General features: G+C 71.1%; 25 protein-coding genes. 14 read left to right on the top strand and 11 right to left on the bottom strand.

Going from position 1 to position 22,316, the window contains the following annotated elements; all coding sequences use genetic code 11:
• The first annotated feature begins 3 nt into the window (after window positions 1–3).
• Window positions 4–363, top strand: coding sequence for a response regulator transcription factor (locus tag ACWAUO_RS01975; RefSeq protein ID WP_460772612.1), 360 nt, complete (start codon window positions 4–6; stop codon window positions 361–363).
• A 6-nt stretch (window positions 364–369) separates the two neighbouring features.
• Here ACWAUO_RS01975 and ACWAUO_RS01970 read toward each other — a convergent pair whose 3' ends face one another.
• The 3 genes from ACWAUO_RS01970 to ACWAUO_RS01960 form a co-directional block, all read right to left on the bottom strand.
• Window positions 370–1,353, bottom strand: coding sequence for a TerC/Alx family metal homeostasis membrane protein (locus tag ACWAUO_RS01970; protein ID WP_460772610.1), 984 nt, complete (start codon window positions 1,351–1,353; stop codon window positions 370–372).
• Window positions 1,354–1,537: 184 nt separating this feature from the next.
• Window positions 1,538–1,765, bottom strand: coding sequence for a hypothetical protein (locus tag ACWAUO_RS01965; RefSeq protein ID WP_460772608.1), 228 nt, complete (start codon window positions 1,763–1,765; stop codon window positions 1,538–1,540).
• Entirely contained in the window at window positions 1,762–2,130 is a 369-nt protein-coding gene (locus tag ACWAUO_RS01960; protein ID WP_460772606.1) for a DUF7882 family protein, read from the bottom strand. Before ACWAUO_RS01960 ends, ACWAUO_RS01965 begins: the two co-directional genes overlap by 4 nt.
• 107 nt (window positions 2,131–2,237) lie before the next feature.
• Here ACWAUO_RS01960 and ACWAUO_RS01955 point away from each other — a divergent pair, with 107 nt between their 5' ends.
• Window positions 2,238–2,846 (top strand): MarR family winged helix-turn-helix transcriptional regulator, encoded by a 609-nt coding sequence (locus ACWAUO_RS01955; RefSeq protein WP_460772605.1) that lies wholly within the window; start codon window positions 2,238–2,240, stop codon window positions 2,844–2,846.
• A 192-nt stretch (window positions 2,847–3,038) separates the two neighbouring features.
• On the opposite strand, the gene ACWAUO_RS01950 is transcribed toward ACWAUO_RS01955, so the two are convergent.
• Together ACWAUO_RS01950 and ACWAUO_RS01945 are read right to left on the bottom strand one after the other, a co-directional pair.
• Window positions 3,039–4,352: a DivIVA domain-containing protein gene (locus ACWAUO_RS01950; protein WP_460772603.1), complete on the bottom strand. Its 1,314-nt coding sequence runs from the start codon at window positions 4,350–4,352 to the stop codon at window positions 3,039–3,041.
• 42 nt (window positions 4,353–4,394) lie between these two features.
• Window positions 4,395–4,919 carry a pyridoxamine 5'-phosphate oxidase family protein gene (locus tag ACWAUO_RS01945; RefSeq protein WP_460772602.1) on the bottom strand — a complete coding sequence of 175 codons (525 nt, stop codon included), beginning with the start codon at window positions 4,917–4,919 and terminating at the stop codon, window positions 4,395–4,397.
• Window positions 4,920–5,047: 128 nt separating this feature from the next.
• On the opposite strand from ACWAUO_RS01945, the gene ACWAUO_RS01940 reads away from it, so the two are divergent.
• Together ACWAUO_RS01940 and ACWAUO_RS01935 are read left to right on the top strand one after the other, a co-directional pair.
• On the top strand, window positions 5,048–5,206 hold the full coding sequence (locus tag ACWAUO_RS01940) for a hypothetical protein (protein WP_460772601.1): 159 nt from the start codon (window positions 5,048–5,050) through the stop codon (window positions 5,204–5,206).
• Between the two features lie 53 nt (window positions 5,207–5,259).
• On the top strand, window positions 5,260–6,063 hold the full coding sequence (locus ACWAUO_RS01935) for an alpha/beta fold hydrolase (RefSeq protein WP_460772599.1): 804 nt from the start codon (window positions 5,260–5,262) through the stop codon (window positions 6,061–6,063).
• Here the strand turns inward: ACWAUO_RS01935 and ACWAUO_RS01930 are convergent, their stop codons facing one another.
• Window positions 6,064–6,390 (bottom strand): hypothetical protein, encoded by a 327-nt coding sequence (locus tag ACWAUO_RS01930; RefSeq protein ID WP_460772598.1) that lies wholly within the window; start codon window positions 6,388–6,390, stop codon window positions 6,064–6,066.
• A 182-nt stretch (window positions 6,391–6,572) separates the two neighbouring features.
• Window positions 6,573–7,310: a TetR/AcrR family transcriptional regulator gene (locus ACWAUO_RS01925; protein WP_460772596.1), complete on the bottom strand. Its 738-nt coding sequence runs from the start codon at window positions 7,308–7,310 to the stop codon at window positions 6,573–6,575.
• A 90-nt stretch (window positions 7,311–7,400) separates the two neighbouring features.
• Between ACWAUO_RS01925 and ACWAUO_RS01920 the strand changes: the two genes are divergently transcribed.
• The 3 genes from ACWAUO_RS01920 (at window position 7,401) to ACWAUO_RS01910 (ending at window position 8,780) form a co-directional block, all read left to right on the top strand.
• Complete coding sequence (locus ACWAUO_RS01920; RefSeq protein WP_460772595.1) at window positions 7,401–7,589, top strand: hypothetical protein; 189 nt, start codon at window positions 7,401–7,403, stop codon at window positions 7,587–7,589.
• Between the two features lie 118 nt (window positions 7,590–7,707).
• Window positions 7,708–8,202, top strand: coding sequence for a metallophosphoesterase family protein (locus ACWAUO_RS01915; protein ID WP_460772593.1), 495 nt, complete (start codon window positions 7,708–7,710; stop codon window positions 8,200–8,202).
• A gap of 122 nt (window positions 8,203–8,324) precedes the next feature.
• Window positions 8,325–8,780, top strand: coding sequence for an SRPBCC family protein (locus tag ACWAUO_RS01910; RefSeq protein WP_460772591.1), 456 nt, complete (start codon window positions 8,325–8,327; stop codon window positions 8,778–8,780).
• A 175-nt stretch (window positions 8,781–8,955) separates the two neighbouring features.
• Here the strand turns inward: ACWAUO_RS01910 and yicI are convergent, their stop codons facing one another.
• Both yicI and ACWAUO_RS01900 read right to left on the bottom strand, forming a co-directional pair.
• Window positions 8,956–11,247 (bottom strand): alpha-xylosidase, encoded by a 2,292-nt coding sequence (yicI, locus tag ACWAUO_RS01905; protein WP_460772589.1) that lies wholly within the window; start codon window positions 11,245–11,247, stop codon window positions 8,956–8,958.
• On the bottom strand, window positions 11,244–12,302 hold the full coding sequence (locus ACWAUO_RS01900) for a LacI family DNA-binding transcriptional regulator (protein ID WP_460772587.1): 1,059 nt from the start codon (window positions 12,300–12,302) through the stop codon (window positions 11,244–11,246). The genes yicI and ACWAUO_RS01900 overlap by 4 nt, the downstream gene beginning before the upstream one ends.
• A 237-nt stretch (window positions 12,303–12,539) precedes the next feature.
• On the opposite strand from ACWAUO_RS01900, the gene ACWAUO_RS01895 reads away from it, so the two are divergent.
• From ACWAUO_RS01895 to ACWAUO_RS01885, 3 genes are read left to right on the top strand one after another with little or no spacing between them, the layout of a single operon-like run.
• Window positions 12,540–13,772 carry a sugar ABC transporter substrate-binding protein gene (locus tag ACWAUO_RS01895; protein WP_460772585.1) on the top strand — a complete coding sequence of 411 codons (1,233 nt, stop codon included), beginning with the start codon at window positions 12,540–12,542 and terminating at the stop codon, window positions 13,770–13,772.
• Window positions 13,773–13,800: 28 nt separating this feature from the next.
• Window positions 13,801–14,745 (top strand): carbohydrate ABC transporter permease, encoded by a 945-nt coding sequence (locus ACWAUO_RS01890; protein WP_460772583.1) that lies wholly within the window; start codon window positions 13,801–13,803, stop codon window positions 14,743–14,745.
• A gap of 9 nt (window positions 14,746–14,754) precedes the next feature.
• Window positions 14,755–15,576: a carbohydrate ABC transporter permease gene (locus tag ACWAUO_RS01885; RefSeq protein ID WP_460772581.1), complete on the top strand. Its 822-nt coding sequence runs from the start codon at window positions 14,755–14,757 to the stop codon at window positions 15,574–15,576.
• A gap of 225 nt (window positions 15,577–15,801) precedes the next feature.
• On the opposite strand, the gene ACWAUO_RS01880 is transcribed toward ACWAUO_RS01885, so the two are convergent.
• Complete coding sequence (locus ACWAUO_RS01880) at window positions 15,802–15,999, bottom strand: hypothetical protein (RefSeq protein WP_460772579.1); 198 nt, start codon at window positions 15,997–15,999, stop codon at window positions 15,802–15,804.
• Window positions 16,000–16,065: 66 nt separating this feature from the next.
• Window positions 16,066–16,200 carry a hypothetical protein gene (locus tag ACWAUO_RS01875; protein ID WP_460772578.1) on the bottom strand — a complete coding sequence of 45 codons (135 nt, stop codon included), beginning with the start codon at window positions 16,198–16,200 and terminating at the stop codon, window positions 16,066–16,068.
• Between the two features lie 115 nt (window positions 16,201–16,315).
• Between ACWAUO_RS01875 and ACWAUO_RS01870 the strand changes: the two genes are divergently transcribed.
• The 4 genes from ACWAUO_RS01870 to ACWAUO_RS01855 all read left to right on the top strand — a co-directional run bounded on the left by ACWAUO_RS01870 (window position 16,316) and on the right by ACWAUO_RS01855 (window position 22,278).
• Window positions 16,316–16,774, top strand: coding sequence for an acyl-CoA thioesterase (locus ACWAUO_RS01870; RefSeq protein ID WP_460772576.1), 459 nt, complete (start codon window positions 16,316–16,318; stop codon window positions 16,772–16,774).
• 123 nt (window positions 16,775–16,897) lie between these two features.
• Window positions 16,898–18,442, top strand: coding sequence for an Ig-like domain-containing protein (locus ACWAUO_RS01865; protein ID WP_460772574.1), 1,545 nt, complete (start codon window positions 16,898–16,900; stop codon window positions 18,440–18,442).
• A 132-nt stretch (window positions 18,443–18,574) separates the two neighbouring features.
• Window positions 18,575–20,224, top strand: coding sequence for a sigma-70 family RNA polymerase sigma factor (locus tag ACWAUO_RS01860; RefSeq protein WP_460772573.1), 1,650 nt, complete (start codon window positions 18,575–18,577; stop codon window positions 20,222–20,224).
• 62 nt (window positions 20,225–20,286) lie between these two features.
• Complete coding sequence (locus ACWAUO_RS01855) at window positions 20,287–22,278, top strand: sensor histidine kinase (protein WP_460772571.1); 1,992 nt, start codon at window positions 20,287–20,289, stop codon at window positions 22,276–22,278.
• Window positions 22,279–22,316 lie beyond the last annotated feature (38 nt).

Here is a 22,316-nt window from a genome sequence, read left to right as displayed (position 1 = left end):
ACGGTGGCGAGCATTCTCGTCGTGGAGGACGACGCCGACGTGGCCGGACTCATCAGCCTGCGCCTGTCGTCGTCGGGGCACCTGGTCGAGGTCGCCCCGGACGGCGAGGCCGGGATCGAGGCCGCCCGGGCGACGGTGCCGGACCTCGTGATCCTCGACTGGATGATGCCGCGCAAGAACGGCATCGAGGTGTGCGCGGAGCTCCGCGCCGACGACCGGTTCCTCGGCACGAAGATCATGATGCTCACCGCCCGTGCGAAGGACACGGACCGGGAGCAGGCGTTCTCCGTCGGCGTCGACGACTACGTCACGAAGCCCTTCTCCTCGCGCGAACTCCTCGCCCGGGTCGACCAGCTCGTCTGATCGCGCTCACTCCACCTCGGCCGCTGCCTTCCGCCGGGTGGCGATGAGGCTCGCCGCGGTGGCGACGGCGACCGTGAGTGCGATGAAGGCGAGCGAGAACCAGATCGGGATCTCCGGCGCCCACGCGACGCCCTCGCCGCCGTTGATGAACGGCACCTCGTTCACATGCAGGGCGTGCAGCAGCAGCTTCACGCCGATGAAGGCGAGGATGACGGCGAGCCCCTGCGCGAGGTAGACGAGGCGTTCCAGCAGGCCGCCGACGAGGAAGTAGAGCTGCCGGAGTCCCATGAGCGCGAACGCGTTCGCGGTGAACACGAGGTACGCCTCGTTCGTGAGGCCGTAGATCGCCGGGATCGAGTCGAGCGCGAACACCAGGTCGATGAATCCGATCGCGACGATCGTCAGCAGCATGGGCGTGAACATGCGGCGCCCGTCGACCCGCACCGAGAGGCGGTCGCCGTGGAACTCGTCCGTCACCGGGAGGGTGCGTCGCGCGACGCGGACGAACAGGTTCTTCGTCGGGTCGGACTCGTGCCCGTGCGTGGCCACCTGACGCCACGCCAGGAACAGCAGCAGGGCGCCGAAGACGTAGAAGACCCAGGAGAAGTTCTCGATGAGCGCGGCGCCGAGGGCGATGAACGCGCCGCGCATGACGAGCGCGATCGCGATCCCGATGAGCAGCACCTTCTGCTGAGAGGCGCGCGGGACCGCGAACCCGGTCATGATGATGAGGAAGACGAACAGGTTGTCGATCGACAACGCCTTCTCGGTGAGGTACCCCGCGAAGAACTCCCCGCCGAAGCCCCATCCGCTGACGACCCCGACGCCGATGCCGAAGACGACCGCCAGGCCGATGTAGAAGAGCGACCACTTCGCCGACTCGCGGATGCCGGGTTCGTGCGGGGTGCGGACGTGCGCGAAGAACTCGTACACGAAGAAGGCGATCGTCACGGCGATCGTGATGATCCAGGTGACAGGGGTGATGTCCAAGCGAGACTCCTCGGGGCGTGATGATGCGTCCCAAGGTCTCCTCCATCCGCGAGCGCGGACCGGTGGGCCGGGATGCGTCGACGCATCCGTATTGACGACCTCACCGCGTGGGAGTACTCCCCTTGCTCTGCCCCAGCGTACGGCATCGAGGCGACGCCGGGGCACGCCGAGCCCGTCCGGGCTCCTAGCTCCGGTCGATGACGGCCTGCTGGGCCTCGACCATGGTGGCGAACACGCCGATCTTCGCGGCCTGCCCGTCCCGGGCCAGGTACCGACCGCGCGAGGTGCGGTCGACGGACCCGATGAAGCGTCCCTCGGTCGACGCGACGAAGAAGCCGCGGTCGACCTGTGCCCACGTGGGGGCGACGGACGGGGGAGGGGGTGGTGCGGTGATGCTCATGGTCGTGTTCACGCTGCGACCGGACGGCGGGCGGTGCGTGCCGACACCGTACGGGCGGACACCGGTGCCGGGGCGGCCTCGGCGGGCACGTCGACGTCGCGCAGGTCGATCGGCAGATTGCCGGCGACGTTCGCGGCCTTCGCGAGCGAGGTGAGCAGCTCGGGGTCGAGCGTCTCGGGCTCGGGCGACGAGAAGACGAAGCGCATCGGGATCGACTGCTGCACCCAGATCGACTCGCGGCCCTGGGCCGTGGTCCAGCTGAGCGTGAACGCTTCGCCGCGGCGGAGCTTGGTGGCCATGACGACCTTGACGTGAGCGAGGAGACGGTCAGGAATCTCGATCGGCGCCGAGTTCGTGCCGTAGAACAACTTCCCCATTGCAGTTTTCCCTTCACTCGGACTTCCTAGACCTGAACTTACTCACTAAGCTAGCTACATCGCAAACGGATATTCATGAGAACCGCCTCATATTAGGATTTGGACCGATGTGGACTGAGATCGAGACGACGCCCTGGGACGAGAGCGATCCGGCGGCCGTGCGCGCGCACCGTGTGCTGCACGCGCTGCGCCGGTTCGAGGCGGCCGAGGCCGCCATGCGCGCCCGCAGCGCGCGCGCCATGAACGTGACCGAGAACGACCTGCAGGCGTTGCGGTACGTCATCCGCCGGCAGCGGGCGGGGGAGTACGTCACCCCGACCGATGTCGCGCAGCACCTGCAGACGAAATCCGCGGCGGTGACGATCATGGTCGATCACCTCGAGCGTGCGGGACACCTCGTCCGTCTTCCACATCCGAAGGACCGCCGCAGCCTCGTGCTCGAGGCGACGCCCGAGGCGATCGAGCGCATCGACGACATCTACGGTGGGGTGTCGGACACCGCCATCGGTGTCGCGGAGCGGTTCGACGAGGGCGCGGCGGGCCGTGTCGTCGCGTTCCTCGACGACCTCTCGGACGCGCTGGACCACTTCGTCGCCGACAGTGCGACCGTGCCGCAGCGCCAGTTCACCGAAGCGCGCACCGAACCCCGTGATGCATCGCGCAGTGACGACGGCGACGCCGGGAAGGCCGGGACCGGCCACGCACTGGCCTCCTGAGCCACTCCGGTCACATCAGTCACGCGCGGGAGCGGTCCCGTCCGGAAACGCCCTCGGCGGGGCTGGCTTCCGTGCCGGAATGGGGTCATACTCGTCCCGAACCGGTACCCCGCGAAGGCCACCGGTTGTGGAGTGCGACACCCCCAGCAGAGGACCCCGACAGAGCTGTCCGGGTCCTCTGCGCGGTCCGGGTCAGTCCTCCTGCCGCGCGTCCGCCGCGTCGGACTGCACCGTGTCCGACTGTGCCGCGTCGGACTGCTCGGCGTCGGCGGGCACGCCCTCGGGGCGGATGAGCTCGCGTACCTCGGCCATGAAGCTGCCGAGCTGCTGCTGCTGCCAGCGGAGCTGACGCGTGCGGTCCTCGGCGTCGCGGAGGACGCCGGTGGTGTGGCCGATCACGGTGTCGACGATCTTCTGCGCCTTCACCCGTGCCCGGTCCAGGGTCTCACGTGCCCGCACCTGCGCGTCGGCCTCGATCTGCGCGGCCTGCGCGCGCATGAGGCGCTCGTAGTCGTCGGCCTTCGCCGAGATGCGCTGCGCGTGCTCGAGGGATGCGGCGACCTGCTCGTTCGCGTCGGTGGTGATGCGCTCGGCGTGGGAGACCGCCTGGTTGTGCAGCAGCAGGAACTCCTGCTGCGCGTCGTCCTGTCGGCGGGTGAGGGTCTCCTCGAACTCCAGCACGCGGGCGTTCATCTCGCGCACGTCGCGCTCGGCGTCGGCGCGCAGCTGTGCGGTCTCGCGCGTCACCATGGCGCGGAGGGCGGCCGCGCCCTTCTCCGCCTCGGTGCGGACCGCGGCGGCCTCCTGCTCGGCCTGCGCGACCTTCTCGGCGGCGTGTGCGGCCTCGCGCTGGATGCGGGCCTCGTGCGCGGCGAACTCGGTCTCCATCCGCAGGCGCACCTGGTCGGCGTCGTGCTGGGCCTCGGCCTTGAGCCGGGCGGCGTCGGCCTCGGCGGCGGCGCGCTGGGTGGCGACCTCCTCGCGCGCGGCCTCCAGCATCCGCTCGGCCTGGGCGGCCGCGTTCTGCACGAGCACGCTCGCCTGCTCCTCGGCGACGCGGAGCACCGCCTCGAACTGCTGGCGGGTCTGCGGGTCGTCCTCGGGACGGGCGGGTGCGTCGACGAGCTGCGCGGTGAGCGTCGACACCTGCTGCTCGGCGTCGGCAGCCTGAGCGCGGGCGGCGGAGAGCTCGGCCGCGAGCCGCTGCAGCGCCTCGTCGTGCTCGGCGCGAAGCTGGTCGACGACGGCGTTCTGCTCCTCGCGGAGCTGCTCGAGCTCGCGGCGGTGCCGCTCGTCGAGTTCGGCGACCTCGGCGCCGCCCTGCTGGATGCGGGCGTTCAGGTCCGCGATCGCGGCGTCGACCTCCTGCTTGTCGTAGCCGCGGAACCCCACCGTGAACGAGGTGTGGTGGGCCTCGGTGGGCTCCGGCGCACTCTGCATCAGCTGGTCGAACGGCGAACCGTTCCGCTCGTCATCGGATCCGGCTGCGGTGGGGACGTCGCTCATCCCTCCAGTCTGCCGCACCCGGCCGGGTGCCCCCTGCGAGGGTCACAGGTCGACGGTCTCGTTCTCGCTGCCCGCCGAGGGCTTGCCGCGCAGCAGCGCGACCGCGCGGACGACCACACCGCCGGGGCTGTGCCAGTACTCCGCGCCGTCGGCGGTGAACTTCAGCAGGCCGACCGACGGGTCGTCGATGCCGTCGGGGAACCACGCCTCGAGGACGGGGCTCCACACCTCCTCGAGCTTCGCGCGGTCCTCGACGAACGAGGCCTCGCCGGAGAGCGACACCCAGGCGGTGTTCGAGCTGAGCGACACGTTCGCCTGCCGGTCGCGCGCGAGGTTCTGCGCCGTGGTCGACCGGGTGGACAGCACGAACCAGAGGTCGCCGTCGAACTCGGCGTCCTGCACGGTGAGCGGGTGCGCGACGAGACTGCCGTCGGGTGCGACGGTCGCCAGCATCGCGAAACGGAAGTCCTTCATGAGGCGCACGAGCGTCTCGCGGTTCTCGTGGTTCTCGTGGTTCTCGTGGTTCTCGGGGGAGTGGGCGTGTCCGGTCTGCGTGTGTTCGGTCATCGCAGCAGCGTCGCAGCGGCGACCGGCCGTGTCACCCGGTTGCACCCCGAACCGCACGAGGGTAGTGCGTCGGCGGCTCCGGCGGAAGGGATGCCGCCGTGCGCAGGGCGCCCGGGCACACTGTCGGCATGGTCGCCCTCGCAGTCCTCCTGGTCATCATCGGTCTCGTGCTGCTGTTCCTCGGCATCTTCGTCGAGGCCGTGAAGTTCCTGCTGTGGATCGGGATCATCATCCTGGTCATCGGCATCATCGCGGCGCTCATGCGCTTCATCCGCCGGCAGACCTGATCGCCCCGGTCGGAAACATCGCCGACACACCGGGTCCGGGCAGAATCGGTCACATGAGCGTGATCCCCGAGCTGACGCAGATGCCCGACCCGGTGTACGTCATGTCCTCCGACGGGCACCGCATCGCGACGTACACGTGGGGCGACGACGCCGACCCCACGGTCCTGCTTGTCCACGGGTTCGCCTCGAGCACGCGCGACAACTGGGTGAACACCGGGTGGGTGCGCGATCTGCTCCGCGCCGGCCGGCGCGTGCTCGCGATGGACCAGCGCGGGCACGGTGCGAGCGACAAGCCGCACGATGCCCGCGAGTACGCCCTGGCGCAGCTCGCCGGCGACGTCGAGACGGTGCTCGACACGTACCTCCTCGACGAGGCCGTCTACGTCGGGTACTCCCTCGGCGCGCGCGTCGGGTGGGAGGTCGCCCGGGCGGAGGGCGACCGCATCCCGCGGGTCGTGCTCGGCGGGGTGCCGGACGGCGTGCCGCTCAGCCGCCTCGACCTCGACCAGGCCCGTGCGTTCGCGCTGCACGGCACGCCGGTCGAGGACCGCGTGACGCAGAACTACGTGCAGCTCATCGAGCGCGTCGGCGGCAACGACCTGCGCGCCCTGCTCGCCATCGCGGAGGGGCTCCGCTCCTCCGGCGCCGCCGACCCCGACCCCGCGCACGCGCCGACCCAGCCGATCCTCTTCGCGACCGGGACCCTCGACGCGATCATCGCCGGGTCGCGGGCACTCGCCGAGGCCTGCCCGCAGGGACGGTTCGTCGAGATCCCCGGGCGGCACCACTTCAATGCACCGGGCGCGCGGGCGTTCCGCGAGGCGGCGCTGGCGTTCCTCGCGTCCGAGCGGGCCTGATCAGCCGTCGAGCGTCACCCGGACGAGCTTGTCCTCGAGGGTGATGAGCGCCGCGGTGTACTCGGTGCCCTGCGGGTCCTCCTCGGTGACCCACAGCAGCGAGAGCACGGCCACGGGCTCGTCGATGTAGCGCTCGACGAGCGTCACGGTGATGCCCGGGTCGGTGAACACCGTGCGGATCCAGGCGATGACCGCTTCGGCACCGGTGTGGACGGCGCCGTCGAACGAGGTCACCTGCACCCGCGGATGCAGGTGCGGCAGGATGCGGCGGACGTCCTTCTCGCGGATGGTGGCCTCGCAGGCGTCCGCGACGACGGCCGCGCTCATGCGCGGCGCCTCGGCGGTCCCGCCACGGTGATGTCGGCGTCGTCCATCGGAATCCCTGTGTTCGCGGCCCGCCACGGAGTCTGCGGGGCCGCGATCCTGAACATAGCAAATCTACAGAGGACTCTGTAACAGCGTGTTCCGGCACGTCCGGCAGGAGTCGGTCCCGCGGGCGCGGCGCGGGATCAGCGGGCGGCGCCGACGGCGAGCGCGCGGAGCCACTTCACCAGCAGCTGCGACTCCTCGGCGGGAAGGCTGTTCGGTCGCCGTTCCAGGGCGGCGGCGAGTGCGGCCGCATGGATCGCGACCTCCTGTCCGGCGATCGCCGGGGACCCCTCGCCCCGGCGTCGGATCGCGTCGAACGTCGCGGCGCGGGCGGCGGCGGAGAGCGCCGGGTCGGGCTGCGCCGTCGAGATCAGGTGCACCACGACGCCGGTCACGGCCGCGTGGAAGCGGGCCGCGGCCTCCTCCGCCGACACCGTGAGCAGGCCGCTCGCGGCGGCGTGCGAGGTGAGGGTCAGGAGTTGCGCCTGGCGCAGCTCCGCCCCGGGCACGGGCCGGCCCGGGGAGAGCCTGCCGTACATGAACGTCGCGAGCAGGGGCTGCTCCGTGCCCATGCCCACGTACGCGTCCCACGCGGCGGCGAGCCGGTCGAACGGGTCGTCGCCGGCGGTCTCGAGGGCGGCGTCGACGCGGGCGACGAGCCGCTCGTAGCCGACCCTTGCCACGGCGTCGAGGAGCCCGCGCTTGTGCTCGAAGAAGTGGTACAGCGTCGGCAGCTGCACGCCCGCCCGGGCGCAGATCTCGCGGACCGAGATGTTCTGGTCCGGATCCGTGCTGATCAGCTCGACGGCCGCGTCCAGCAGTCGCTGGCGCGAATTGTCCGAGTACACCACCTGCAGGGCCCCCTTCCCTCCCGGCATCCTGCCACGCACCGGGCCGGCGCCGCGGGTTGTCCCCACCCTCCCGTCAAGCGCTGTCACATTCCGCGGTCGCGGCCGTATGGTCGGCGCATGGGAACCGACGACACCGGCATGACCGACGACGAGAAGCGGCATGACCAGCTCACGACCGCGCCGAACGCGACCGAGGAGGACGCGAAGCCGCGCATCGAGGTGAGCGAGCACGACGGGGTCACCCGCATCGACATCGCCGACGACGCACCGGTGCGCCCCGGCGACCCGACGACCTCGCCCGAGTGACGTCGCCCGAGTGACGTCGCCCGAGTGACGTCGCCCGAGTGACCGCGCCCGAGTGACCTCGCCCGAGTGAGCTCGCCCGAATGACCTCGCCGGGGATCCGGCGGGTAGCCTCGCCGACATGGCGACGCGGCTGCTCCTCATCTCCGACACCCACATCCCCGGGCGCGCGAGAGCGCTGCCCGCATCCGTGCTCGCCGCGGCCGACGCCGCCGACCTCGTGGTGCACGCGGGCGACTGGGTGAGGGCATCCGTGCTCGACGAACTCGAGACCCACGGCGAGGTGCTCGGGGTCTGGGGCAACAACGACGGCGACGACCTGCGTGCGCGGCTGCCCGAGGTCGCCCGGCGCGAGATCGAGGGTGTGCGGTTCGCGGTCGTGCACGAGACGGGTGCTGCGACCGGTCGCGAGGCGCGTATGGACCGCACGTATCCGGATGCGGACGTGCTCGTGTTCGGGCACAGCCACATCCCGTGGGACACCGTGACCGCGCAGGGCCTGCGCCTGCTGAACCCGGGCTCGCCCACCGACCGTCGCCGGCAGCCGCACCACACGTTCATGACCCTCACGGTCGACGACGGCGCCCTGCGGGACGTGCTCCTCCTCGAGGTGTGAACCGGGGAGGTTAGGGCATCCCGGGCGGGCCCGCAAGGGGCGGGGAGCGGCGGGGGCGCGCGCGTTCACTGGGATGCGGGGCGCGACCGCAGCCCCGACGACTTCGAGAAGGAGGCACCCCTATGGCGCAGGTGATCAAGACCGTGGATGTCGATGTGCCGGTGTCCACGGCGTACAACCAGTGGACCCAGTTCGAGTCCTTCCCGCACTTCCTCGACTTCGTGGAGTCGATCACCCAGGTCGGCGACACCCTCACCCACTGGGTGGTGAACATCGGCGGGCAGCAGCGCGAGTTCGACGCAGAGATCACGGAGCAGCATCCGGACGAGCGGGTGGCGTGGAACAGCGTCGGCGGCGAGGAGAACCACGCCGGCGTCGTGACCTTCCACAAGCTGACCGACACGTCGACGCGCGTGACGGTGCAGATCGACTGGGAGCCCACCGGCGCGCTGGAGAAGCTCGGCGCCGTGGTCGGCGTCGACGACCACGCCGTGTCGAAGGACCTGGAGAACTTCAAGCGCTTCATCGAGTCGCGCGGTGCCGAGTCCGGCGCGTGGCGCGGCGACGTGGACAAGTGAGGACGAGACCATGAGCGATTCGATCCCGGACAAGCCCAGTCAGGCCGAGGGCGACGTCGGCGACGACGACGCCACGAGCACCGACACCGAGGGCACCGTCGGCGACACCGACGAGTCCTGAACACACAGAACCGCGAGATTGCCTCCGGCAGTCTCGCGGTTCTGTGCGTGTGGGTCAGGCGAGGCGGATGCGGGCGGTGCCGTCGGCGGCGGCGACCACTGCGCCGCCGGCGACCTGCAGCGTCCAGTCGCGCGCGGGGCCGGTGGCGACGAGCTCGGCGCCCTCGCGGCGCACCGTGAACGTCTCGTCGGCGCAGGCCACGACGCGTTCCCCGGTGAAGTCCGGGTGCACGAGCAGGCCGGTGCCGCGGGCGTCCTCCGGGCGGGCGTCCTCGTCGCCGAGCAGCACGACGCCGCCGGGACGCAGCAGGAGCGGCACCGAGGTGTAGTCGTGGCGCTCGCGCACCCAGCGACCGCCTTCGACCGCCTCGCCCGTCAGCACCGAGTACCAGGTGCCCTCGGGGAGGTAGTAGTCCACGTCGCCCGCCGCGTTGAACACGGGAGCGACGAGCAGGTCGCCGCCGAGCATGTACTGCCGCTCGAGGTGCTCCACCGCCGGGTCGTCCGGGAACTCCAGCAGCATCGGGCGCATCATCGGCGTCCCCCGCTCGACGGTCTCGGTCGCGGTGTCGAACAGGTACGGCATGATCGACGCCTTCAGCCGGGTGAAGCGGCGCAGCACGTTCACGGCCGACTGCGGGTCGGCCTCGTCAGTGTCGAACACCCACGGCACCCGGTACGACTCGCTCGCGTGGAGGCGGCTGTGGCTGGAGAGCAGCCCGAACGCGATCCACCGCTTGAACACGGCCGGGTCGGGCGTGCCCTCGAACCCGCCGATGTCGTGGCTCCAGTAGCCGAAGCCGCTGAAGGCGAGCGACAGGCCGCCCCGCAGGCTCTCGGCCATGGAGGCGAAGGATGAGGTGGAGTCGCCGCCCCAGTGGAGCGGGAACTTCTGCCCGCCCGCGGTGGCCGACCGTGCGAACAGCGTCGCCTGGCCCTCGCCGAGCTCCTCGAGCAGCACCTCGTGCACGGCCTGGTTGTACAGGTGCGTGTAGAGGTTGTGCATGCGCTCGCCGTCCGAGCCGTCGGCGTAGGCCACGTCGACCGGGATGCGCTCGCCGAAGTCGGTCTTGAACGCGTCGACGCCCTGGCGCACGACGCGGCGCAGGTGGTCCTTGAACCAGGCGGCCGCATCCGGGTTGGTGAAGTCGACGAGGCCCATGCCGGCCTGCCAGCGGTCCCACTGCCAGACGCTGCCGTCGCGGCGCTTCACGAGGAAGCCCTGCGCCATGCCCTCCGCGAACAGGGGCGATTCCTGCGCGATGTACGGGTTGATCCAGACGCAGACCTTGAGGCCCTTCTCGTGCAGGCGGGCCAGCATCCCCTCGGGGTCGGGGAACGTGCGCGGGTCCCACTCGAAGTCGCACCAGTTGAAGCCGCGCATCCAGAAGCAGTCGAAGTGGAAGACCGACAGCGGCAGGTCGCGCTCGATCATGCCGTCGACGAACCGGTTGACGGTCTCCTCGTCGTAGTCGGTGGTGAACGAGGTCGACAGCCACAGGCCGTACGTCCACGCCGGCAGGGCGGTGGGGCGGCCGGTGAGCGCGGTGTACTTCTCGAGGATCTCCTTCGGCGTCGGGCCGTAGATCAGGAAGTACTCGAGCGACTCGCCCTTGACCGAGAACTGCACGCGCTCGACGGCCTCGCTGCCGACCTCGAACGAGACGTGCCCGGGGTCGTTCACGAAGACGCCGTACCCGCGGTTGGTGAGGTAGAACGGGACGTTCTTGTAGGCCTGCTCGCTGGAGGTGCCGCCGTCGTAGTTCCAGATGTCGACGGTCTGGCCGTTCTTCACGACCGGCCCGAAGCGCTCGCCGAGGCCGTACACGGTCTCGCCGACGCCCAGGTCGAGCTGCGCGAACATGTAGCTCGTGCGCTCGGTGCGGCTGAGCTCGATCGGGCCCGACTCGACCTTCGCGTCGGGGGCGACGTCGGCCCACGCGAGCGACTTCAGGCCGTGCCGGGTGATCGCCTCGCCCGCGACGTCGAAGGTGAGATCCCACTCGGGGCCGCTGGTCAGGCTCGCGTGCAGGCGGCCGCTCGTGATCTCGCCGCGCTCGCCGTCGGCGGTGACCGCCGCGGGGTCGGCGTCGCCGGTGACGTCGAAGCGCACCGGGGTGGGGCGGCCGGCGTGGTGCAGCACGTTCACGCGCAGCACGTCGGGCATCGGGGCCGAGACGCTCACCGTCAGCAGGGGCTGGTTCAGCGTGTCGCCGCGCTTGGTCACGTGCTTGGTCGGGGCGACCGCCACGAGCTTCGCGCCTCGCTGTTCGACCCGGTCGATCTCCCGCGCGTAGTGGAGCGCGGCGCCGGGGCGCGGGTGCCAGAACCCGTCGGTGAATTTCATGCAGTGCCTTTCGTACGGTGAGCGCGTGCTCGGACGCCGGAGGTCGACCCGGCGAGTTGGGGGATGCAGCGCACGAGGGTGCGCACGGGGGGAAGGTCGGGGTCGCCCGCCGCGATGCGGTCGAGCCGTTCGATCATCTGCGTGACGGCGAGCACGCCCACCTCGGCGCCGGGCGCCACGACGGTGGAGAGCACCGGGTCGGCGATCGCGACGTTGTCGGCGGAGGTCGCGAGCCCCATGATCGACAGGTCGCCGGGGACGGCGTAGCCGACGCGGACCACGCCGCTGAGGAACCCGACGAGCGCGGCTTCGTTCAGCACCAGGGTCGCGGTGACCTCGGGGTGCTCGGCCTTGAGCCGGGATGCGGCGGCGATCCCGCCGGCGGGGGTGTGCGCGGACTCGATGACGACCGGCTCGAGCCCGAGCTGCCGCATCCGGGTCGTGTACGCGTCGGTCGTGCGCAGGATCGGGCCGTACCCGCCGTACCCCTCGTCGCTCTCCTCGCCGACGACGAGCGCGATCGCGTCGTGGCCGAGTTCGCGCAGGTGATGGATGCCGTCGACCGCCGCCCCGGCGAAGTCGAGGTCGACGAACGGCAGCGTCTCGTCCTCGCGGGAGCGGCCGATGAGGGCGAAGGGCACCTCGAGTCGCTCGAGCACGGCGATGCGCGGGTCGTCCTGGCGGACCTCCATGAGCAGCACGCCGTCGACGAGGCCGCCGCGGGCGTACTCCTCGAGCCGGCCGTCCTCGTAGCCGACCGGCCAGAGCACGACGCTGTGGCCGTGGTCGGCGGCTGCGGCGGCCGCCGAGGTGATGATGTCGAGCGCGGTGGACCCCAGTCGGTGCTGCTCGCGGGGGAACGCGATCGCGATGATGCGGGTGCGCTGGCTGGCGAGCGCCCGGGCGAGCACGTTCCGCCGGAACCCGAGTTCGGCCATGGCGGCCTCGACGCGTTCGCGGGTGGCGGGGGAGACCGGTTTGGTGCCGTTCACGATGAACGAGACGGTCGCCACGGAGACGCCGGCCCGTTGAGCCACTTCGCGCATCGTCGCCATCGTCACCTCCTGGGAGCAGAGTCGGGAAAAGGGCTGGAGACAGGCGGGATCCGATGGTGTGCCGGATGCCCCGTCCCCAGGGGAGCGACCCCAGTGTAGGCGGGCGGACTCGAAAAAGTAAACCGCTTCACCTATGATCGGTAAACCGCTTGACTAACTCGGTCGGACGTGGTCAGAATGCCTGGACCCGATCGACGGTCGGGCGGATTCCCGATACCCCACGCAAAGGAGCCCAAGGTGAACCGCAACGCGGCGAAACGCAGCACCCTGATCACCACCGGAGCACTCGCCTCCCTTTCGCTCGCCCTGCTCACCGGCTGCTCGGCCGGCGGGGCATCGTCCTCGTCCGAGGACGGCGACATCACGCTCACCCTGACCGACACGCTCTCCGAGACCAGCGCCCCCGTGTACCAGGAGGTCTACGACGCCTGCGCCGCCGAGGTCGGCGTCACCGTCGAGGCCACCCACGTCGCCGGCTCCGCGCTCATCGCGAAGGTGCTGCAGCAGGCGTCCTCCCGCACGCTCCCCGACGTGCTCATGCTCGACAACCCCGACGTGCAGCAGATCGCCGCCTCCGGCGCGCTCAGCCCGCTGTCCGACTACGGCATCACCGGTGAGGGCTTCCCGCAGGGCATCATCGACGCCGGCAGCTACGAGGGCGACCTCTACGGCATCGCCCCGGTCGTGAACTCGCTCGGCCTCATCTACAACGTCGACGCGCTGGCCGAGGCCGGCGTCGAGGTGCCGGAGACCTGGGACGAGCTGCGCGCCGCGGCCGCCGCCCTCACCACCGACGGCCGCTACGGCCTCGCGCTCAGCGCCGCGAACAGCTTCGAGGGCACCTGGCAGTTCCTGCCGTTCATGTGGAGCAACGGCGGCAACGAGGACGACCTGACCTCGCCCGAGGTCGCCGAGGCGCTCGCGTTCCTCAACGACATGGTGCAGGACGGCTCGGTCTCCTCGAGCGTCGTCGGCTGGAGCCAGAACGACGTGAACGACCAGTTCATCGCCGGCAACGCCGCGATGATGGTCAACGGCCCGTGGAACCTGCCCAAGCTCACCGCCGCCGAGGGCCTGAACTTCGACGTCGTGCAGATCCCCGTCCCCGCGGCCGGCGACACCTCGGTCGCCCCGCTCGGCGGCGAGACCTTCACGGTGCCGCAGACCGGTGACGAGGCCAAGATGCAGGCCGCCGGCGAGTTCGTGAAGTGCCTCACCGAGGACGAGCACCAGATCACCATGGCCAACGGCCGCGGTGCGGTGCCCGCCGGCGCGAGCGCCGGTGAGACCATCGCCGCCGACAACGCCCTCCTCGCGCCGTTCGTGGGCATCGTCGCCGACGCCCGCGCCCGCACCGCGATCCTGGGTGAGGAGTGGCCCGAGGCCGCGACCCAGATCTACACGGCCGAGCAGCTCGCGCTGACCGGTCGCGCCACCCCGGCCGAGGCTTTCGAGCAGGCGGCCGGCTGATCCCCCGACAGGAAACAGGTATTCGGTGATGTCGACAGTGCTCGAGGCGCGCACGGGGACCCCCGTGCGCGCCTCGCGGCCGCGCCCCCGCAGGGGCGTGCGCCGGGAAACGTTCGCGCAGTGGTTGTTCCTCGCGCCGGCGATCGTCTACGTGGTGGTCTTCTTCGGCTACCCCGTCGTGAAGAACCTGGTGATGAGCTTCCAGGAGTACACGACCAAGACGTTCTTCACGGGCGAGGCCCCGTGGGTCGGCCTGGCCAACTACGTGGAGGTGGTGCAGAGCACCTTCTTCGGCATCACCGTCGGGAACACGCTGCTGTTCACGCTCGGGTCGATCGTCGGCCAGTTCGTGATCGGTCTGCTGTTCGCGCTGTTCTTCCGCAAGCGGTTCCCGCTGAGCGGCGTGCTGCGCTCGCTGCTCCTGCTGCCGTGGCTGCTCCCGGTGATCGCCTCCACGTCCGTGTGGAAGTGGATCCTCGACCAGGACGGCGGCGTGCTGAACCAGGCGCTGGGCCTGGTCGGGATCGGCCCGGTGCCGTGGCTCACGAGCCCCGACGTCGCGCTCATCGCCGTCGTGCTCGTGAACGTGTGGCTCGGCATCCCGTTCAACGTCGCGCTGCTGTACGGCGGGCTGCAGAACATCCCCGACGAGCTGTACGAGGCGGGCGCCCTCGACGGTGCGACCGGGTGGAAGGCGTTCTGGCACATCACCTGGCCGAGCCTGCGACCGGTCGTCACCGTGACGCTCGTGCTCGGCGTCATCTACACGCTGAAGGTGCTCGACATCATCCTCGGCCTCACCGGCGGCGGCCCGGCGAACTCCACGCAGACGCTCGCCACCGACTCCTACTTCCGGTCGTTCCGCGAGTTCGACTTCGGCGCGGGTGCGGCGGTCAGCAACATCCTCATCCTCTTCTCGCTCGTGTTCGCCGTGATCTACCTGCGCGTGAACCGCAAGCAGGTCGACGAGTAAGGCATCGCAATGAACTCGACTTCCCCGCGCCGCACGGTGCCGATGACGGTGCTCGGCGTCGTCATCCTCGCCTTCATGCTGTTCCCGGTGTACTGGATGGTGAACGTGTCGCTGCAGGGCGGCGGCATGGCGGCCAGCAGCGACATCTTCCCGTTCAACCCGGACTTCTCCGGGTACGAGAAGGCGCTCAGCCAGCAGACCGGCAACCTGCTGACCAGCATCCTGGTCTCGCTCGGCACGGTCGTGCTGACGCTCGCGATCGCGGCACCCGCCGCGTACGCGCTGGCGCAGTTCCGGCTGCCGGGCAAGGGCGTGTTCCAGTTCGCGCTGCTCATCGCGCAGATGATTCCCGGCATCGTGATCGCGAACTCGCTCTACACGATGTTCAACGAGCTGGGGCTGCTGAACTCGATCCCGGGGCTCATCCTCGCGGATGCGACGCACGCGATCCCGTTCGCGATCCTCATCATGCAGGCGTTCATGATCTCGCTGCCGCCCTCGCTCGTCGAGGCGGCGCGGGTCGACGGCGCCGGGCATTTCCGGGCGTTCTGGTCGATCGTGCTGCCGGTGAGCCGCAACTCGCTCATCACGGCGGCGCTGTTCAGCTTCCTGTTCGCGTGGAGCGACTTCATCTTCGCGCTGACGTTGACGTCGTCCGACGTCGTGAAGCCGATCACCCTCGGCATCTACGACTACCTCGAGGGCAACGTGCAGAGCTGGGCGCCCGTGCTCGCGACCGCCGTGATCTCGTCGCTGCCGGCTATCGTGCTGCTGGTCGTCGCGCAGAAGTACATCGCCGCGGGCGCGCTCGGCGGTGCCGTGAAGTCCTGAGTCGCTGACGCAGCGGACCGCGAGACTGCATCCGGTCGCCGAAACTGCGGGGTAACCCCGCTGTCTCGGCGGTCAGATGCAGTCTCGCGGTCGTTGTGCGTGCGGGTCAGTCGGGCGGGTCCTCGGTCGGGGGGACCGGGGTGTCGGGGTCGACCGGGGCGTGCGGATCGTCGAGGGGCGGCCCGTCGGGGCGCGGGTCGTCGGGTGCGCCGGGGATGCTCACGGTCAGCCTCCCGACGGGTTGTCGAGGGGCCGGCCCTCGTCGTCGGTGGTCTCGGTGCCGGCGGCGGAGCCGGCCGAACCGTCGGACGCAGCGTCGCCCGTGCCGGAGTCCGGCGAGCCGCCCGACGCGGTGTCGGCCTCCTCGTCGCCGCCGGGGGTGCCCTGGATGTTGTGCTCGTCGTCGTGCGTGGGTGTGCTCATCCCGGCAGTACACGCCACGGCGACGCCCGGGACGAGGGGGTTGACGCAGGGGTGCGCGCGCGTGGGTCAGTGCGTGATCACGGCGAGCACCGCGAGCGTCAGCACGCCGCTCGCGAGCAGCAGCGCGCCGACGTAGACCGACCAATGCGGCTGCGGCCGGGGGATGCGGGAGCGCCGGCGGCGGCTCCTGGTTCGGGTCATGCACAGACGGTACGGGGATGCGGTTTCATCACCGTTTCCGGGAACACGCGCGGGCGTCACATCCAGCTGGGAATGCCGGGGCGACCGGCTCAGGCCCGCTCGATACGCTCGGACGGTGAGCGCAGCGACCCAGCCCTGGTCCGAGGACGGCATCAACTTCCACACCCGCAAGTGGGTGAAGCCGGAGGACCTCAACGCGAACGGCACCCTGTTCGGCGGGAGCCTGCTGCGCTGGATCGACGAGGAAGCCGCGATCTACGCGATCATCCAGCTCGGCAACTACCGGGTGGTGACCAAGCTCATCTCCGAGATCAACTTCGAGGCGTCGGCGCTGCAGGGCGACCTCATCGAACTCGGCATCACCGCGACCCACTTCGGCCGCACGTCGCTGACCATGCGCGCGGTGGTGCGGAACATGATCACCCGCAAGCGCATCCTCACGATCGAGCGGATCGTGTTCGTGAGCGTCGACGAGCACGGGGCGCCCAAGCCCCACGGCTACTCCGACATCACCTACAACCGCGACCGGATGCCGCACGAGCACCCGGCGACGGGCACCCTCCGCCTGCCCTAGCAGCAGCGCGCATCGGCCCGGAGCGGAACCGGCCGGAAAAAAGTTCCGCGAATCGCGTGATGGAACGCGTGGTCGTTCGTCCTGTCTGTAACCGACAGGTTTCCGAACGAGGGATTGACCACAATGTCTGACCGCTCCATCCTCCGCAGTGTCGCGGCGGTGGCGATCGCACTGATCGCGGCCGCGGCCTCCGTCCTCGGGTTCGCCCTGCCCGCCCATGCGGCGGCGTACGACCATCCGGGGGCGGTCGATCCCGCATCCGTCGTCGTCTCCGGCGGCGCCGTCGTGAACGTGGGCGACCGGCTCCGCATCGATGCGAGCTGGTCGGTGCCCGACGATGCGGTCGCGGGGCAGACGTTCGGGATGACGCTGCCGGCCGAGTTCGACCGGTACACGCAGACGTTCTCGCTGCCGGCGGCGGACGACCCCTCGCAGACGGTCGCCACCTGCGCGGTCGCAGGGACCCCCGCGGTGCTCACCTGCACCCTCACCAACTACGTCGACGGCCGCACCGGGGTCGGCGGATCGCTGTGGTTCCAGGTGACCGCGGGGGCGGCGACCACCGAATCGTCGGTGCTGTTCGAGATCGACGGCGAGCTGGTGGCCGTGGACCTGCCGAGCCCGGGTATCGAGGAGCCGGGCACGGGCGGGGTGGACCCGCTGCCGACCTCGTCGTACAAGTACGGCTGGCAGACGGCGGAGGGCTCGCTGGGCTGGGGCATCGTGTTCCCGGGTTCCGCCCTCGTCGGCCAGGGCACGGCGACGGTGAGCGACACACTCGCCCCGGCGGATGCCGACACCCAGGCGCACCGGAACACGGACGGCTGGATCGGCGTGTACTCCCGGGTCGAGGGCAGCAACGACTGGCTCCCGGTCTCGGGCTGGACCGGCGGCTGGAACGCCGACGGCACGGGGTTCGAGCTCACGCTGCCGGGGCCCTTCACGGCCGACCGCGCGTACTGGGTGTACTACTTCACGTCCCCGGTCGAGGCGGTGTACGCGGACGACGTCTTCGAGAACGTCGCGACGGTCGCGGGCACGGCGCTGCACGCGGAGAAGACGTGGGTCGCCACCGGCGGCGGCGACGGCTCCGGTGCGATGCTCGGCAGGTTCTCGATCGAGAAGGCGCTCGTCGACGAGGGCGCGCTCGTGCCCGATGACACTGTGTTCACCGTCGTCTACACGATCGGCGCGGACCCGGCCCGGCACACGATGGCGCTCGCCCCGGGCGCGCCCGCCGAGTTCTCCGTCCGCGCCGCCGGCGGCACCGCGTACACGATCGAGGAGATCGACCTCCCGGCGATCGACGGTGTCGACTGGGGCGTCCCCGCCTACAGCGGCGCCGGTGTCACCGACCTCGGCGACGGTCGTGCGCAGGTCGTGCCCGCCGCCGGTGAGACCGTCGCGGTGGTGCTCACCAACACGGCGACCGCGACGCCGGTCGAACCGGACCCGCCGGTGACCCCCGCGGTCACCGAGCCCCAGACCCCCGTCACGCCCATCTCCGCCCCGACCCCCGCCGCCCCCACGTCGGGATCGGGCGACCTCGCCGCCACCGGTGGCGACGGGCCCAACCTCGCGGTCCTCGCGCTCGTCATCGCCGGACCGCTGGGGCTCGCGCTCCTCGTGGCGTCGAGGTTCCGAAGGGTGCGTGGTGACGGCCGCTGAACGAGCGCAGCGGGGAGCGGGGATGCCGGGTGGTGCCGGCATCCCCGCTTCGGCGTGTTTCGTGCCGTCTGGCGGATGCGGGCGATCCGGGGAAGAATCTGCACACGGTCTCGCGGCCGAGGGGGTGATCACATGCGGATGCTGAGCGATCGATCCGACATGGAGCTCGTCGAGGACGTCCGGGGTGGGGACGACGGCGCCTATGCGGAGTTGTGGCGCCGGCATCGCCAGGCGGGGCTCGCCGCGGCGCGGTCGATCACGTCGACGTTCGACCCCGACGACCTCGTCGCGGAGGCGTACCTCGCGGTGCTCGCCGCGATCCGGCAGGGCGGCGGCCCGCGGAACGGGTTCCGTCCGTATCTGCTCACCGCGGTGCGCAACATCGCGACCAGCTGGGGGCGCGCCCGCCGCGAGCTCAGCACCGACGAGCTCGAGTGGATGCCGGCACCGCCGGAGGACCAGCCCGACCATCTGGACGACAGGATGCTGGTCGACGCCGCCTTCAAGGGACTCCCCGCCCGCTGGCAGGAGGTGCTCTGGTACACCGAGGTCGAGGGGCTGAAGCCCGCCGAGGTCGCGCCGCTGCTCGGCATGAAGCCGGGCGCGGTGGCGCAGCTGTCGCTCCGCGCCCGGGAGGGCCTGCGCGACGCGTGGGTGCAGGCGCACCTGCACGTGGTCGGCGACGACCCGGACTGCGTATGGACGACCGCGCGCCTCGCCGCGTACGCGCGCGGGCGGACGTCCCGGCGCGACACGGCGCGCATCGAGGCGCACCTGGAGACGTGCGAGAACGACTGCCCGCGGGTGCTCGCCGAAGCCGACGTGCAGACGCAGCGGCTCGCGATGGTGCTGCTGCCGCTCGTGCTCGGCGGCGGTGTCGCCGCGGCCGCGTACCTGTCGGGCATGTCGAAGGCCGCCGGCGGGGCCGTGGTGGCGATGGGCGCCGGCGGTGTGGGCGGTGTCGGCGACGGTGGCGCGGGCGCGGCGGGCTCGGCTTCGTCGGGTGGCGCGACGGGCGGGGCGGGCGCCGCATCCGGTGCGGCGGCGGGTGCCGCGGCGGGGTCCGGGATGCTGATGGGCGTCGGTGTCGGGGTCGCGGTGCTCGCGCTCGTCGGGGCGGCGGCGCTCCTGGTGGCGGCGCCGTGGGACTCCGCCGCGGATGAACCGTACGTCGCGATCGAGGCGGCGGCGCCGGCCGCCGAGGAACCGGCGCCGGCGGAGGACGCCGCGCAGGCGCCGGCGTCGGATCCGCAGCCGGAGGACGTGCCCGCGCCGGTGGAGTCGGCGGCGCCGGCCCCGCGGTCCTCAGCGGCCCCCCTGCCGCAGCGGCCGTCGACGGCGGCGCCCACGAGCGTGCCGGTGCCGGACGCCTCGTCCGAGCCCGAGCCCGAGCCCACGGCGTTCCGGTCTCCATCGCCGACGCCGACGCCGACGCCGACCCCGTCGCCGACGTCCTCGTCGACCCCGACCCCGACCCCGACCCCTGTGCCGACGCCGGTGGCACCCGCGGCGCCCACCCTGGTGGAGTCGTCATGGGAGGACGAGGGCACGACGGTCGCGGTCACCATGCGACTGCAGGTGGACCCCGGCCAGACGGTCGTCGCGCGGCTGGACGGCGCGACCGATGCCACGGCGGTCGCGGATGAGGACGGCCTGGTCGCCTTCGTCGCGACGGTCGCGTGGGCCAACGTGTCGAAGACGGTGTCGTTCACCGCGGTCTCCGAGGACGGCGTCGAGAGCGAGCCGCTCATGGTGGTGTTGGCCGACGTGATCGATCCCTGACCGTCGGATCGGCTAGATTCGCTGCACCACACGTCAGTGGTGACGGCCGGCAGGGGGATCCGATGCGAGGCAGGAGCATCGTCGATCGCCTGCTCGCCGCGGGGTCGCGGGGACGCAGGCTCGCGCTCGCCGCCCTGTTCCTGCTGGGTCTGCTCGTCGCGTACAGCCTCATCGTGCTGCGCCCGATCGACGAGCTCACCGCGCCCTGGTGGCCGTCGACGGCGGTGTGGGCGCTGGCCTTCTTCGCGGCGCGCGGCATCCCCGAGCGGCTCGTGCTGACGATGGCGATCGCGGTGGGGGCCACCGTGCTGAACTTCTCGCAGGCGCAGGATCCGCTGGTCGCCATCTCGACGAGTGTGCTCGTGGCGATCGAGGTGGGGATCGTCGGGGCGCTGCTGCCGCAGCCCCGGCCGTCCGACACCTTCGGGCTGCGGGCGGCGCTGCGCATCATCCTCGCCGTGGCCGCCGGTGCGGTCTTCCTCGCCCTCGGGGTGAGCGGGATCGCGCTCTCGGTCGGTGCGCTCCCGGCGGAGGCCGCCGCAGCCGCGCTGCGCGCGTTCGCGTCGCACCTGAGTGCCGGGGTGATGCTGCTGCCGTTCCCGTACCTGTCGCGGCGCTTCTACACGACCGTCCGCCGGGTGGAGCTTGCGGCGCAGGTGGCGGTGACGTTCCTCGTCGTGGCGGTCATGTTCCTGCCGGACGACCGGTTCTCGCTGACGTTCCTCATCTTCCCGACGCTCATGTGGCTGGTGCTGCGGTTCCGCACCGGCATCGTCATGACGGAGGTGGGGGCGGTCTCGTTCGGGACGGCCGTGGCGCTGCAATGGAGTACGGCGTTCGACGGGGTCTCGATCGTAATGTGGACGCCGTACATCCAGGCGTTCTGGGTGGCGATCGCCGTGACCTGTCTCGTCAGCAGTGCGCTGCGCAACGAGCAGGCGGCGAGCGACCTGCAGGTGAGCGTGCGGGAGGACCTGCTCCGCGGCGGCATCATCGACAACCATGCCGGGTTCCTGTGCCTGGGGGAGTCGGTGCTGCTGCCGGGGCGCTTGGAGGTGCTCGATTCGAGCCCGCAGGCGCGCGCCGCGCTGCGGGAGCACCTGGCGCACGAGGGGAGTCTGTTGTACCTGCGGGCGGGCAGCGAGGTGGAGCGGGTGGTGGCCGCGGCGCTCGCCGACTCCAAGGACCACCAGGCGACGCTGCGGTCGGAGTCGGGGCGCACGATCGCGGTGCGGTCGCGTCGGGTGCACAATCCGCGGATCGGCAACCTCGCGGTGGCGGAGGTGCTGGACGTGACGCAGCAGCTCGCCGAGGCGGAGGCCTGGGAGCGGACGCTGCACATGGAGCGCGCGAGCAAGCGGCAGCTGGAGGAGCTCGACCGGCAGAAGGAGGTGTTCGTGGGTGCGGTGAACCACGAGCTGCGGGCGCCGGTGACGAACATCCTCGGGCATGCGGACCTGCTGTCGATGGACCCGCTGCCAGAGAAGTCGAAGCGGCGGGCGGAGGTGATCGTGCGGAACGCGGAGCGGCTCGCGACGCTCGTGAGCGACGTGATCGCGACGACGCGGTCGGCCGACACCCTGCCGGAGCCGAACTGGCGCGAGGTCGACCTGGTGTCGCTCGTGCAGGAGGCGGTGGAGGATGCGGCGCCGAACATGCGGACCTCGAAGGTCGCCGTGCAGGTGGCGGCGACGGGGCCCCAGCGGGTGACGACGGGTGTGCTCGAGGTGCAGCAGGTGCTCGAGAACCTCCTCGACAACGCGGTGAAGTTCGCGTATCCGGCGACGGTGGTGTCGGTAGCGGTGCGCGGCGAGAGCGATGGCGTCGTGGTGGAGATCGCGAACCTCGGCGATCCGCTCGCCCCGGACGAGCAACGGCACGTGTTCGACCGGTTCTACCGCGGCGCCCGGGCGGTGGCGGATGCTGCGCCCGGCAGCGGCGTGGGGCTCACGATCGCGGAGGCGCTCGCGACCCGCATCGGCGGGGAGCTGACGCTCGCCTCCGACCCGTCGGGCGTGACGACCGTGCGGCTGCGACTGCCGCGCTCGGTATGACGCATCGGGTTTTCACGGTGAGCGGGGTTTTCGTCCGC

The organism is Microbacterium sp. GXF7504, assembly GCF_054798235.1.
This window is presented reverse-complemented; position numbering and strand designations above follow the sequence as displayed.

Excerpts from the sequence above, each read along its gene's own strand:
- ACWAUO_RS01960 (WP_460772606.1), bottom strand. The coding sequence starts at position 2,130 with ATGGGGAAGTTGTTCTACGGCACGAACTCGGCGCCGATCGAGATTCCT.
- ACWAUO_RS01955 (WP_460772605.1), top strand. The coding sequence starts at position 2,238 with ATGTGGACTGAGATCGAGACGACGCCCTGGGACGAGAGCGATCCGGCG.
- ACWAUO_RS01950 (WP_460772603.1), bottom strand. The coding sequence starts at position 4,352 with ATGAGCGACGTCCCCACCGCAGCCGGATCCGATGACGAGCGGAACGGT.
- ACWAUO_RS01945 (WP_460772602.1), bottom strand. The coding sequence starts at position 4,919 with ATGACCGAACACACGCAGACCGGACACGCCCACTCCCCCGAGAACCAC.
- ACWAUO_RS01940 (WP_460772601.1), top strand. The coding sequence starts at position 5,048 with ATGGTCGCCCTCGCAGTCCTCCTGGTCATCATCGGTCTCGTGCTGCTG.
- ACWAUO_RS01935 (WP_460772599.1), top strand. The coding sequence starts at position 5,260 with ATGAGCGTGATCCCCGAGCTGACGCAGATGCCCGACCCGGTGTACGTC.
- ACWAUO_RS01930 (WP_460772598.1), bottom strand. The coding sequence starts at position 6,390 with ATGAGCGCGGCCGTCGTCGCGGACGCCTGCGAGGCCACCATCCGCGAG.
- ACWAUO_RS01925 (WP_460772596.1), bottom strand. The coding sequence starts at position 7,310 with ATGCCGGGAGGGAAGGGGGCCCTGCAGGTGGTGTACTCGGACAATTCG.
- ACWAUO_RS01920 (WP_460772595.1), top strand. The coding sequence starts at position 7,401 with ATGGGAACCGACGACACCGGCATGACCGACGACGAGAAGCGGCATGAC.
- ACWAUO_RS01915 (WP_460772593.1), top strand. The coding sequence starts at position 7,708 with ATGGCGACGCGGCTGCTCCTCATCTCCGACACCCACATCCCCGGGCGC.
- ACWAUO_RS01910 (WP_460772591.1), top strand. The coding sequence starts at position 8,325 with ATGGCGCAGGTGATCAAGACCGTGGATGTCGATGTGCCGGTGTCCACG.
- yicI (WP_460772589.1), bottom strand. The coding sequence starts at position 11,247 with ATGAAATTCACCGACGGGTTCTGGCACCCGCGCCCCGGCGCCGCGCTC.
- ACWAUO_RS01900 (WP_460772587.1), bottom strand. The coding sequence starts at position 12,302 with ATGGCGACGATGCGCGAAGTGGCTCAACGGGCCGGCGTCTCCGTGGCG.
- ACWAUO_RS01890 (WP_460772583.1), top strand. The coding sequence starts at position 13,801 with ATGTCGACAGTGCTCGAGGCGCGCACGGGGACCCCCGTGCGCGCCTCG.
- ACWAUO_RS01885 (WP_460772581.1), top strand. The coding sequence starts at position 14,755 with ATGAACTCGACTTCCCCGCGCCGCACGGTGCCGATGACGGTGCTCGGC.
- ACWAUO_RS01880 (WP_460772579.1), bottom strand. The coding sequence starts at position 15,999 with ATGAGCACACCCACGCACGACGACGAGCACAACATCCAGGGCACCCCC.
- ACWAUO_RS01875 (WP_460772578.1), bottom strand. The coding sequence starts at position 16,200 with ATGACCCGAACCAGGAGCCGCCGCCGGCGCTCCCGCATCCCCCGGCCG.
- ACWAUO_RS01865 (WP_460772574.1), top strand. The coding sequence starts at position 16,898 with ATGTCTGACCGCTCCATCCTCCGCAGTGTCGCGGCGGTGGCGATCGCA.
- ACWAUO_RS01860 (WP_460772573.1), top strand. The coding sequence starts at position 18,575 with ATGCGGATGCTGAGCGATCGATCCGACATGGAGCTCGTCGAGGACGTC.
- ACWAUO_RS01855 (WP_460772571.1), top strand. The coding sequence starts at position 20,287 with ATGCGAGGCAGGAGCATCGTCGATCGCCTGCTCGCCGCGGGGTCGCGG.